This window comes from Butyricimonas hominis, assembly GCF_014287455.1.
GTDB classification, from domain to species: domain Bacteria; phylum Bacteroidota; class Bacteroidia; order Bacteroidales; family Marinifilaceae; genus Butyricimonas; species Butyricimonas muris.
Genome location: NZ_JACOOH010000016.1, coordinates 1 through 11,698 on the forward strand (window position 1 = coordinate 1; position 11,698 = coordinate 11,698).

At 52.1% G+C, this 11,698-nt stretch carries 14 protein-coding genes and 2 pseudogenes; 2 read left to right on the plus strand and 14 right to left on the minus strand.

The annotated features are described in order from the left end of the window. The 14 genes and pseudogenes from H8S64_RS21535 to H8S64_RS21600 all read right to left on the minus strand — a co-directional run. Positions 1-104: pseudogene (locus H8S64_RS21535) on the minus strand (conjugal transfer protein TraO); the annotation flags it as partial. 3 nt (positions 105-107) lie between these two features. Continuing rightward, positions 108-1,043 carry a conjugative transposon protein TraN gene (traN, locus tag H8S64_RS21540; protein WP_016276713.1) on the minus strand — a complete coding sequence of 312 codons (936 nt, stop codon included), beginning with the start codon at positions 1,041-1,043 and terminating at the stop codon, positions 108-110. Positions 1,044-1,076: 33 nt separating this feature from the next. Continuing rightward, the gene (traM, locus tag H8S64_RS21545; RefSeq protein ID WP_016276712.1) at positions 1,077-2,393 is read right to left on the minus strand and encodes a conjugative transposon protein TraM; all 1,317 of its coding nucleotides are present in this window, start codon (positions 2,391-2,393) and stop codon (positions 1,077-1,079) included. Beyond that, positions 2,371-2,667 carry a TraL conjugative transposon family protein gene (locus H8S64_RS21550; protein ID WP_016276711.1) on the minus strand — a complete coding sequence of 99 codons (297 nt, stop codon included), beginning with the start codon at positions 2,665-2,667 and terminating at the stop codon, positions 2,371-2,373. Before H8S64_RS21550 ends, traM begins: the two co-directional genes overlap by 23 nt. Before the next feature lie 4 nt (positions 2,668-2,671). Further along, positions 2,672-3,295 (minus strand): conjugative transposon protein TraK, encoded by a 624-nt coding sequence (gene traK / locus H8S64_RS21555; protein WP_004309966.1) that lies wholly within the window; start codon positions 3,293-3,295, stop codon positions 2,672-2,674. 20 nt (positions 3,296-3,315) lie between these two features. Beyond that, on the minus strand, positions 3,316-4,311 hold the full coding sequence (gene traJ / locus H8S64_RS21560; protein WP_016276710.1) for a conjugative transposon protein TraJ: 996 nt from the start codon (positions 4,309-4,311) through the stop codon (positions 3,316-3,318). A 19-nt stretch (positions 4,312-4,330) separates the two neighbouring features. After that, positions 4,331-4,957, minus strand: coding sequence for a DUF4141 domain-containing protein (locus tag H8S64_RS21565; protein ID WP_016276709.1), 627 nt, complete (start codon positions 4,955-4,957; stop codon positions 4,331-4,333). Then, positions 4,954-5,307, minus strand: coding sequence for a DUF3876 domain-containing protein (locus H8S64_RS21570; protein WP_016276708.1), 354 nt, complete (start codon positions 5,305-5,307; stop codon positions 4,954-4,956). Before H8S64_RS21570 ends, H8S64_RS21565 begins: the two co-directional genes overlap by 4 nt. 11 nt (positions 5,308-5,318) lie before the next feature. Then, entirely contained in the window at positions 5,319-7,832 is a 2,514-nt protein-coding gene (locus H8S64_RS21575; RefSeq protein ID WP_016276707.1) for a TraG family conjugative transposon ATPase, read from the minus strand. Further along, a complete protein-coding gene (locus H8S64_RS21580) occupies positions 7,829-8,164 on the minus strand; it encodes a DUF4133 domain-containing protein (RefSeq protein WP_009291848.1) in 336 nt (111 codons plus the stop codon). Before H8S64_RS21580 ends, H8S64_RS21575 begins: the two co-directional genes overlap by 4 nt. A gap of 10 nt (positions 8,165-8,174) precedes the next feature. Further along, the gene (locus tag H8S64_RS21585) at positions 8,175-8,471 is read right to left on the minus strand and encodes a DUF4134 domain-containing protein (RefSeq protein ID WP_016276706.1); all 297 of its coding nucleotides are present in this window, start codon (positions 8,469-8,471) and stop codon (positions 8,175-8,177) included. A gap of 164 nt (positions 8,472-8,635) precedes the next feature. After that, positions 8,636-9,298 carry a hypothetical protein gene (locus tag H8S64_RS21590; protein WP_025077254.1) on the minus strand — a complete coding sequence of 221 codons (663 nt, stop codon included), beginning with the start codon at positions 9,296-9,298 and terminating at the stop codon, positions 8,636-8,638. 2 nt (positions 9,299-9,300) lie between these two features. Continuing rightward, positions 9,301-9,729 (minus strand): DUF3408 domain-containing protein, encoded by a 429-nt coding sequence (locus H8S64_RS21595; RefSeq protein WP_016276704.1) that lies wholly within the window; start codon positions 9,727-9,729, stop codon positions 9,301-9,303. Between the two features lies 1 nt (position 9,730). Beyond that, positions 9,731-10,513: a ParA family protein gene (locus tag H8S64_RS21600; RefSeq protein ID WP_025077255.1), complete on the minus strand. Its 783-nt coding sequence runs from the start codon at positions 10,511-10,513 to the stop codon at positions 9,731-9,733. A 557-nt stretch (positions 10,514-11,070) separates the two neighbouring features. On the opposite strand from H8S64_RS21600, the gene mobA reads away from it, so the two are divergent. Next, a complete protein-coding gene (gene mobA, locus H8S64_RS21605) occupies positions 11,071-11,493 on the plus strand; it encodes a conjugal transfer protein MobA (protein ID WP_117749019.1) in 423 nt (140 codons plus the stop codon). Continuing rightward, positions 11,478-11,698, plus strand: a pseudogene (locus tag H8S64_RS21610) (conjugal transfer protein MobB); the annotation flags it as partial. The gene mobA and the pseudogene H8S64_RS21610, both read left to right, overlap by 16 nt.

An 11,698-nucleotide genomic window follows, 5' to 3' on the forward strand; every position in this document is an offset into this window, starting at 1 on the left:
GTGACCTGCAAGCCTTTCATGCCCGGCAGGTATCTTTGTGCGTGTGCCTGAAACGAGGTCAGGCACAGCGCAAAGAGCATCATTATAAAGATGTGTCTTTTCATTCCCTATTTGATTTTGAGTTCGTCAATCACTTCTGCGTTCACGATGTCGGCGTTCTCCACCCGTATGGTCTGATGCCGCCCGCCGTTCTTCTCGTAGAGTTCCACGACCAGCAGCTTGTCGTCAGGAATGGTGAACTTCGGCAGGGCGTACACCGTGCGCACGGTACTTTTTCCTGCAATCTCTATCACCTCGTTGTAGCTACGTACCGCATCCAGCACCGTTTCCTGAATAGCCGTGCGCTTGGGCACTTTCTTATCGACTATCTTAAACTTGATGAAGTCGGTATCGAAAGGCACGTTGGAACTGTTCTTCGTCTGCGTGTGCACGTAGAGCATCCCGTTATAGGTGTAAATCCCCTTGATTAAGAACTGTATTCCGAAACGCTTGCTGCCCAAGTGGCGCACTTTCCGGTCATTGTTCTTGTAGATGCTCTGCATTATCAGCTTCACCAACAGCGGGCTTTCATTACCTAATTCCCGGAAATAGATGTTCATGCGGGTATGTGAGAAATCGGACGTATCTTCATTCTCCAAGAAGTCTTTCATTTCGATGTTGAGCATTTCCGGTTCACGGGCGTACTTGGCGTTGAATGAAAAGAAACTCCCGTCCTCGCAGATAACGGAGAAGTTCGTTTCTCCCGGAAAGCCCTCTGTCGTGGCTTTCACCCGGATTACGTTCTCCGCACCGTCAGCCTTGCCCGCTATGATGTGGTTGCTTCCCAAATCGACATAGCGGACGGCGGCGGGGAAGATGATATGCACCGTCTTGGCAAAGGTCACTTCCACGCCGTAGGGCGTTACCATTTGTCGGTACGGGAGTTTCCGGGTAATTCCCCGGTACAAGTCGTTGCCAGCCGCATACTTCACGGTGTCGGTTTCCTGTGCGTTTGCCGCACACACGCCCAGCAAGAGGGCGAACATTACAAAAATCTGTTTCATTGTTAATTAAAATTTTAGTGGTTGATAAAATGGTTATTGTTGTTTGGCGTAAAGCATCACCTTGTACCCGGCTTTCAGCTTCACTTTCACGGTTCGGAACTTCTTGGCGAGGTAGCCGGACGTTCCTTGCAGCAATCCCCTTGTCACGTCCATAGCCACCTGCTGCCCGGCACTTTGGGCAAAGGAAATGCTTGTACCCAGCCCGCTTCCGATATTCGCCATAGCTTCGTTGAACGCTTCCTGCTCCATAGAGGACGGGACGGACAGCCCCTTTTGCCCGTCCGTGTCGAACACGGCGAGTTCCACCGGGATGATGTTGCCAGCGTACTCAATCGAGGACACCAGTATGTCGAGCCGTTCGCCCTGCACTTTTGCCGTTCCCGCCACGAGGGTATTCTTCGGCACGACGATGCTGCCCGCCTGCATGGGTTCGAGCAGCCGGAGTTTCACCGCCTGCCCGTCCACCAGCGTTTGGTCTTGGTGGATGCAGGCGGCTACCGTGTTCTTTCCCATAGCGTAGCCCGTGCCTACCGCCGTGTTGAAGCCGTAGTTTCGTGGCTGGCTGTAAGCCCGGATGAAGTCGGCATCGCTCATGGGCTGCTGCAATCCCGATACGGTCGTTTCCCGGATAGCCTGCACCGCCACCGCATCCGGCTTGCGGTCAATGCCGCCCGTTACCGAGACTTGTGCGACTTGTCCCTGCCCGCCGTTCATGTACTTTGCCGCCAGCTCGTAGGACTTTTCCAAGAGTGCCATTTGGTCGTCAGCGGTGGGTGTGGCGTTCTGCTGCTGTTGCAGTCGGTCGGTCAGTTCCGCCACCTGCCGCTTCAAGTCCTCTTTTTCCTCGTCCACAGGGGGCGTTTCGTAGAACGTGCTTAACTGGCGGTTGATGTCCCGGTAAGCGTATGCCGAAGAAGCACCGCCGCCCCTTTGTGGCTGCGCATCTTCTTCCGGCATCAGGTCGATTTCCGCTTGCGGTTCTTCCGTTTCATCGTCCCCCGTGAAACCGAAGTCCTGCAAGGATTGTATCTTGTCCTGCTGTTTGCGGCTTATCATCGCCTGCTCGTAAGCCTTTTGCTTGTCGGCTATAATCCCGTCCTCTGCGGGCAGGGGTATGTCGGCGTTGAAGCCGCCCACGCTCTCCACGTTCACGTCCTCTTTGCCGGAGGGGGCGAATATCAGGTACATGCACCCGGCAAAGGCAAGGAACATCAGCGGGAAGACTATCATTTTCCTGCGCTGCTGCACCTGCTGCGGGGTAAGTTCCCGTTTGGGTTTATCTTCCTTTTTCGGCTTCCCGTCCGCCTGCGGTACGGTCGTGCCGTTCTCATTCTTCTGTACTTCTTCCATATTCCGGTCTGTTTAAGGGGTTGATACTGTTGATTGTGTCATTGCCTTGCAATGGCAGTTGTTTGATATGTTCTATTTGCAGCCGCCTGCCGTCCCGTTTCCCGATGTTGTAGATTGATGAAACGGTGATATAGATAGACAAGCCGCCGAAAAAGAAGAACATCACGAGGATAACCGCCAGCCTTTTGCCCGGCGTAATCCGTCCGCACATTCGGCGCAGGCAGTCGTCCGCCCAGTCCCGCACCTTTTCGATGTAGTTTCGTTTTCTCTCCATAAGGCTACCTCTTAACGGTTTGCAAATCCTTGTTCTCGGTAATGGTGAACGCTTCGATGATGAAGCCGTGCGGGTTGTTGTCGCTCCGTGTGGCGTTGAGCAACCGGCACGAGGTCACAAGGCTTCGCACCGTCAGGCTGCTTTCCCGGACAATCAACTGGCGGGCATACGTGTTCACCTTGTAGGGGTACTGGTCGAAGTCGCACTTCACGCTGTCAATCTCCACCGTCTGCGTGACGTTTCCGGAAATCACCCGGTTATAATACCCTTTTTCCGCCAAGTCCTTGTAATAGTTGAAAGCGGTCTTGTCGGCAAGGAACAGCGAGCGTTTGATGTTGCTTTCGATAGCCCCCTTGTCGGGTGAGAGTGTGAAGAAAAGTTCGTGGAAACGCCGCACGTGCGACTTGGCTTCCACGGGTCTGTTCTGTGCCATGTCCTGCGAGAGTGCCAGCATCAGGCTTTTCCCGTTGTCGAGGACGTATATCTTCTGCCGCTGCTTTTCGGCGAAGCTGTACGAGTTCCACACGGCGAAGCCCGTCACCAGTGCGCACAGGCAGATGAATACCAGTGCGAAGAGCCGGATTTGCCGGAAACTCGTTTCGATGTTCGTTAATGACTTAAATTCCATATTTTATAAATTGATGTTGTTTATTTGAGTAGTTTCCCCGATACCTTTCCACCGATTGCCCCTGCCGCAGCCCCGGCGACTGACCCAGCCCGTGCCACGTTACGGTTATAGGCAGACATTCCGCCAGCCGACACTATCCAGCTTGCCACCGTAGGAATGGTGAAGTAGCCCACGATACCTATAATCATAAAGATTACATACACGGTGCTGCTCCCGTCAGGAATGAAATTCGGGTCTGAAAGCTGCTCGATGTCCTTTTGGAGCATCAGGGTTTGTATGCGTGCCAGCACGCTGCTGAACAAGTCCGACACGGGTAGCCACAGGTAAATGGAGATATAGCGTGAAATCCACTGGGTCAGCGTGCTTTGGAAACCGTCATAGACGGAAATCGCAAACGCCAGCGGACCCAGTATCGAAAGCACAATCAGGAAGAACGTGCGCAACGTGTCTATAATCAGCCCCGCCGCCTGAAAGAGCATTTCCAATAGTTCCCTGAACCAGTCCCGTACGGACTTCTTGATATTGTACGCCGCCCTGTCCATATACATACCCGTCATAGTTACCATGTCGGAGGGCGACCAGCCCAGTTCTTCCAGTTGCCTGTCAAATTCCTCGTCCGATGCAAGGTAAGCCGTTTCGGGGCTTCGCATCAGGGCTTCATATTCCAGTCGGTCTTTCTGCGCCCGGTATTCGTTCATGTCGAAAGTCTGCGTTTCCATAAGCTGGTTGCACCCTTTCACCACTGGCGACAGCACCGTGTTGATAGTACCCAACACGAATGTTGGAAAAAACATGATGCACAGCCCCAGCGCAAAGGGGCGCAGGAGCGGGTACACGTCTATGGCTTCCGCCCTTGCGAGCGACTGCCACACTTTTGCCGCCACGTAGAACAAAGCCCCCAATCCGGCAATACCTTTCGCTACCCCCGTCATGTTGCTGCACAAGGGCATCATCTCATCGTACAGCACCCGCAACACTTGGTGCAGGTTGTCAAAATCCACTGCTGCTAATAACATAGGCATACCGATTTATATGTTACCAGTAGCGTTCATCCGCCGAGCCGTAGAGAGCCAGCACCCGGTCGGTGTCGTTCTTCTTTTTTGCCCGCAGATAGGACACGGAAATGTTCTTTCGGGTGTAGTAGTTCACGAGGTTGCGGTAATTCAATAGGCTTCGGTAGGCATTATCAATAATAGCCAGCCGTTCGGCATCCGTCAGCGACATACCCGTGATGTTCACTACATTCTTCAAGTCCTGCAACACGTCCGAGCTTTCCGACATCAGTTTGGCATAGCCGAACGAGATTGCGGATAGTTCGTCAGGCGTGAAATTCGGGTCTGCCAGCATGTTTTGGAAGTTGCGCACGTAGATTTCGGATATTTCCGCCACCAGTTCGATAGATTTTCCTACCTTGACACCGCCCTTGACAACATCGTGTACCGCTTTGAGCGCATCGTAATATTTTTTACCCTGCTGGAAAATCTTCTGCGCTTCCATGAAGCCGTCCAGCGTGTTCTTGGCTGTGGTGGAAGTCTGCACTATCTGCTTGGTGGTGTTGATGATACCCTGTGCCAAGTTGCCGGGGTCTGACACCACCCACTGTGCGGATGCCTTGCCGATGAAGCAAAGGCATACCGCCATAAGGAGAATTGTTTTCTTCATCTTTTTTTGTTTTTAGGGTTTATAACTCGCTTGTATTCGCCGCCGGGTGAAAGGATTATCCGGTCACGTTCCTTGTCATACGTCAGCAGTATGGCAAAGCCAGTTCCGATAAACAGTTTTCCGTCCTGTTCCGACACTTGATAGGCAGTTTCCAGTACCTTGCCCCTGATATTCGCTTTCCGGGTGACGGTGTATTCGCCGCCCGTTTCCGAGAGCGTGAAAGCCGGGTGTCCCTTGACATGTACCCATTCACCCCGCATTTGCTCCAGCTGCTTTTCCGGGCTATCCTTGCAGGATGCCAATAGCAACACGCAGGAAAAGAGAAGCAAGATTTTACTTGTACGTTTCATATTTCTAAATTTTAAGTGGTTGATAATTGGGGATTTCTCTTGCTTTCTGCAAGCCGCTTGATAGCCAGTTCAAGGTTGCCGCCCAGCTTGTCGGCAAGGGCGAACAGTTCCATTTTCTCGCTTTCCTCTGTCGTGAAGGTGTAATATTCTTCCAATGAAACTTCCGTGGCATATACCGCCGACTGCGTGCCGCCCAGCGAGAAGAAAACTTCCTTGTATTTCCGTCCGGGGTGGTTCGCCATGTTGATAGACAATATCTGCGAACGCTCCTTGTCGGTCAGTCCCAAGAGGTTCTGTATGCTGTCGAACTTGTTGAGATATTTTCTTTGGTCTAACAGTATCTTGCAGTCCGAGTTATTGATGATACTCTCTTTCACGATAGGGGAAGAAATAATATCCTCAATCTCTTGCGTGACTACAATCGCTTCCCCGAAATATTTTCGGACGGTTTTGTAGAGGTAGCGGATATAGTCTGCCATGTTCGCCGATGCAATCGCTTTCCACGCTTCCTCGATTAGTATTAACTTCCTTATTCCCTTTAATTTGCGCATCTTGTTGATAAAGGCTTCCATGATGATGATAGTCGTTATCGGGAATAAAATCTTGTGGTCTTTGATATTGTCCAATTCAAAGACAATGAAGCGTTTATGCAGCAAATCCAGTTCCTTGTCGGAGTTTAGCAAATAGTCATACTCGCCACCCTTGTAATAAGGTTCAAGCACGTTCAGGAAGTTGTCGATGTCAAAATCCTTTTCCCTGACGTTCTTCTGTTCAAGCTGTCGGCGGTAATCATCCCGGACAAACTCGTAGAACGTGTTGAAACAGGGCGTTACAGACTTGTCACCCGTGATACGTTCGATATAGGCACTTACCGCATTGGACAACGCCACTTCTTCCGACCGCTTGGGGGCTTCATCGTCCCGCTTCCATAAAGTAAGGATAAGGGTTTTTATACTCTCTTTCTTCTCGATGTCAAATACCCCGTCCTCGACATAGAACGGGTTGAACGCTATCGGGTTCTCGTTGGTGTAGGTGAAATAAATCCCGTCCTCGCCGTGCGTACGGTTGTGGATAAGCTGGGACAGCCCCAAGTAACTGTTACCCGTATCTACCAGCAACACGTGCGCCCCTTGTTCGTAATACTGGCGCACCATGTGGTTGGTAAAGAAAGACTTACCCGACCCGCTCGGCCCAAGTATGAACTTGTTTCTATTGGTCGTGATGCCTTTCTTCATGGGCAAATCCGATATGTCGATGTGCAGCGGGCGACCGCTCACCCTGTCCACCATTTTAATACCGAACGGGGAAAGCGAACTCTTGTAGTTCGTTTCTTCCACGAACAGGCAGAGAGCCTGCCCCAAGAACGTGTAGAAACTTTCCTCTGCGGGGAAGTCCGCCTCGTTTCCGGGTATGCCCGCCCAAAAGAGCGTGGGCGTATCGACCGTGTTGTGGCGTGGCTTGCACTCCATTAGCGCAAGCTGGCTTCCCACATCGTTGCGTATGCGTTTGAGTTCGTCCCTGTCATCGCTCCATGCCATGACATTGCAGTGGCAACGCACCGAGATAAGCCCCTTGCTGTGAGCTTCGTTCAGGTACTCGTCTATCCACTCCTTGTTCACTTGGTTGGCACGGGAGTAGCGGGAGAGCGATTGCATATTCCGGGCGGTCTGCTCGAAGTTCTTCAGGTTTTCGGCGTGGTCGTCTATGAAGATGAACTGATTATAGACGTGGTTACACGACAATAGCACGCCCACCGGGGCGGCAAAACTTAACCTGCAATCGCTTCTGTCGGTGGAAAGTTTCTCAAATCGGCAGTCCGTCCCGACCTTTCCGGGCAAATCTTCCACGTCCGAGAGCGTATGCAGGCACAGTATATCGTCCCCGACACGCATTTCTTCCGGGTACAGCCCGATGTCTTTCAGGCAGGTGGTATCTGTCTGCGAGAGCGAGAAGTATTTCTCGATGATGCCCGCCTTACCGTCCTGCCCGGTGATTTCCGATGCCGCCAGCCGGGTAAGGGTGACAAAACCGCTGTCGTTCATAATCCTTTCAAACTGCCCGACTGCTTCGATGAACTTTGCAGCCGTTTCCTTGTCGGCTATTTCCTGTGGGACAATCCTGCCCCGGCATAGGGTGGAGAAGTCGCTCTGTCGGCGGCTTCTCTCCCTTGTCGTTTTCGTTAGGAACAGGTAGCAGTAATGGTTCAGGAACGGGCGTTCATTGAAATGCCGTTCAAAGGAGCGGCTTAAAAAACTAAGCTCGTCCCTTTCCGTGTCGGGCTGGTAGTTCTCCTTGATGAAGAAGTCCTGCTTGTGTACTATGGAGTAGTCGGGCAGCACCTTGATTGCCTTGTACCATGCCGAATGTATGGCTTCGTACTCGGCACTGGTGACGGTGAACAGTTCGGGCAGTTCCACCCTGAAAGCCACCGTTATGTCCGCATCCTTTGAAATGATGCAGCCGTTCTCCACCGCCAAAAGTGGAAATTTCCTTTCCAGCGTGGTAGCCTTTAATGTATTCCTCATGTTCTTTCTTCCTTTCTTCTTTTGTAGGTGAATAATCGGGGTAACGCCTTTCGGCTGATAATGAAGCGTGGGTGTCTTTTGCGGGCGGCAGCTTTCATCAGCCCGTGCGTGCCGTACCGTGCGTTGAGCCGGAACGTCTGCCACACGAGCAGCAGCGAAGCCGACACGATGAAACCGATACATAGCCACTGGTTCACGCCTGCCATGAACAGGACGATGAACACCACGAAGACGGCGAGCAAGCCGCCGCAAAAGATAAAGAGGTACTGGCTTTTCAGCCCCTTGAACTCCACCGGCTTCCCGATACCCCTGTTTACCGGATATTCAGACATAGCTGCCGTTTTAGAGGAAGAACGAACGCAGGATAGTGGCGGCGACAATCAGGAAGATGCACGCCCCGAACCAACTGGCGGCGGTCTTTGAGGTGTCGGGGTCGCCGCTTGAAAATTTGTTATATACTTTTACCCCGCCAATCAAGCCGCAGACCGCCCCGATTGCGTACACCAGTTTTGTGCCGGGGTCAAAATACCCGGTGATTAGGTTCGTGGCTTCGGTGATGCCCGCCTGCCCGTTGCCCTGTGCGTAGGCACTTACCACGGCGGCAAGGAGAGCCGCCGACAAAAAGAATTTCTTTTTCATTACGAATAGATTTTTAATGCCGGGGCAGCGGGTGGATAGTCCGCTGTCACCCGGCGGATGAATAATTTGAAATTTTAGTGGTTGCGGCACGGATGCCGTCTGTTGGTTTTCAGGTTGCCAATCAACCGTAGTCACGTTGCTTCATATTGTTATACATTATTATATTATAGGAAATCGTTCATGTCGAACGCTTCGTGTTCCTTGCTTGCATCGCCAGTTCCGGCAGGGACAGCAGCCGTAGCCAGTTCCGCTTCGTTGCGTCCCAGCAGTTCCGCCACCTTTTCCAGCCCGCCGTTGATGTTCTCCACCACCGCATCGTAGAGGTTCGTCCCCTCAATGCTTGCCAGCGTCCCGGCGGCTTGCCGTTTCTCCGCTTCGGTGGGGTTGTCGGCGTTCGCCGTGCGTACCGTTTCGCCCAGTTCGTCAAAGCTCACGCCCGTAGCCCGCCCGGTATCATCGTCACCGTCCATGTACCCGGCTATTTCCTCGTCCTCGTAGTCGGGTTCGTCATTCTCGTAACCGGGCGTTTCTTCCGCTTCGGCTGCTGCTTCCGAAATGTTTTCTTCCGACTGTCCGTCAGCTTGCGGCGCAAAAATAGTATCATTTTCAGCCGCTTGCGGGAGGTGTCCCGATTTGTCCTGCGCTGTCCCAATTAGTCCACCCTTGTATCGGCTTTCACCTATCAACGTGTAGCCGCCCACTTGTTTTTGCGGAAGTGGTGCATCATTCGCCTTGTCCGTTGGTGTATGGTTGTCGGCATGGCGATACCAAATCCATAGGGCGATATAGTACACCGCCAGCCCGGTAAGTATGCAATAGACCACCATAGCTATACGGGTTTTTGGAAGTGACTTTCATACAGGGTGTTTATCTCGTCTTGGTACTGCTCGAAGTGGCGCAGCAGAATGTTCTCCACGTAGCTGCTTACCGTCACCTTTCGCCCGCCTATCACCGTCACGATACGCATCAGCTTCTCGTGCGTGGTGCGGCTCACGTACAAGGGCTGTCGGTCTGCCAGTTCCACTTTCTGAAAGTAGGTTTCCCGGTAGTCACCCGTGCCGCCCTTGCGCTTGCGGTTTGTCGTTTTCTCCACCCGCACCGTTTCAGTCTGCCGTCCCTCGTGGGCGGTTTCCGTTTCGCCGCCGGGCTGCGGTGCATCATCCGGCTGGCTCTCCCGCTTGGCGGGTACGCCCTGCGAGATAAGTTCTTTCATGAAATCCTCGTCTATCTTCGGCATCCCGCCGCTTTGCTTTGCCATATCATTGTAATTTGATGTAGTACGCTATTTCGGTTATCAGTTCTTCCAAGTTGCTTCCCCTTACCAGCGGGCGGCTGGCGGGAAAGAGCGTGGAACGGAACACTGCCTTTTTATCCGCCACCAATTCCTTTTTGTAGCGTTTGGTGTCGGGGATAAAGGTTTTCATCAGCGGCAGTTCCAGTTCCTTAATCGTCTTGTCATAGGCGGCGTAGAGGTCTGTTTTCTCCCGCCCGTCCACCATGTTCCAAAAGAGGTACAGCCCGGCAAGTCGGCAGGCTTCATTCTTCACCAGCAGCTTGTGGATAGCCACCGCAAACGACAGGCTGCTTTCCAGCACCACCTTGTCGGCTGAAATGGGGGTGAAAATGTAGTCCATACCCGCGAGGGAGTTTATCACGCCCTCGCTGTTCACCGTGCCGGGCAGGTCGAAAAACACTATATCCGGCACGTGTCCGGCGGCTATATGTTCATCAGCCGTTGCAATCGCCTTTTCGGGCGAACTGCACAGCACCGGGTAGGCTTTCTTCCCCAGCCGGGTAAACTGTTCATACGCCATGCGCTTGTAATCTTCATCAGCCCCGACCTGCTCGGCATCCCGCTTGCGCATCCCGGCAATGGAGTGTTGCGGGTAGTCGCAATCGACCACCGCCACATCGTAGCCTTTGAGGTAGTATAGGTAACTCGCCGCCAGTACGGTAAAGGTTGTTTTGCCGACCCCGCCCTTTTGGGTGGAAAAGGCGACATAAAGGGGTGTTTTCTCGTTTTCCATATTGCTTTCGTTCATTATTGGTTGATAGATTTATTGTTTTCAATCATTCAGTCTTTCATTCATTCTTTCCATATTGCAATCTTGAAATATTGAAAGACTGTTTTATTTCAATCTTGTTTTCTTGCTTTCATTCTTTCTTGAAATATTGAAATCCTGCAATCATGCTTTCAATCATTCTTTCCTGATTGGAATATTTCTTTCAATCTTGCTTTCAATCTTGAAATCCGATGCAAAAAAAAGGAGAAAAAACGTCCCCTGAAAACCTTGTCCCGATTTGTCCTGCACTGTCCCGATTTGTCCACCAACCACCTATTTTACAGCATTATAAATCACCGTTACTTTGCAGCGGAGTAACGAACCGCAGGGGGCAGGGGTGTAAAATCAGGCTGGTGCATAACCGGGCTTACCGTTTCACGCTAACCCCAATCCGTCCGTGACGGATTTCGATTTTCGTCAGAAAATAGCAAGGTGTGTTCTATGGCACATAGAACCGTTTTCCGTGCCTGAAAACGCCTTGCCCCTTGCGGGGGTAAAAATCACTCCGAAGTCGTAATTTTTTAATTGAAAGAAGCATGGAAACAAGAAAACCTAACAAGGGCGGTCGCCCCGCCCTCGCAGACCCGGCGAAGCATCGCCATGTCCTTTACCTGAACGACCGGGAGAATGCCCGCTTCCTCTCGCAATGGGAGCAGTCGGGCGTTACGAGCAAGTCCCGTTTCATCGCCGCCCGGTTGTTCGGCGAGCCGTTCCGGGTGGTGAAAGTGGACAAATCGGCGGTCGAGTATTGCGCCCGGCTGACCGAATTTTATGCACAATTCAGAGCCGTGGCGGTCAATTACAACCAAGTGGTAAAGGCGTTGCACAGTAATTTTTCCGAGAAAAAGGCACTGGCTTTTCTCTATAAACTGGAGAAAGCGACCACCGAACTGGCGGCACTGAACCGCCAAGTTATTGCATTAACCAATGAATGCAAGGAACTATGGTTGCCAAAATAAGCACGGGCGGCAATATGTTCGGCGCACTGGCGTACAACCAAAACAAGGTGGACAGCGAGGAAGCAAAGGTGCTTTTCTCCAACCGGATGCTGTTGAGCGAGGACGGGAATTTCTCTATCGGCGAGTGTATGCGCAGCTTTGAAATGCAGATGCCCGTCCAGCTTTCCACCAAGAAGCCGATACTTCATATTTCCATAAACCCGCA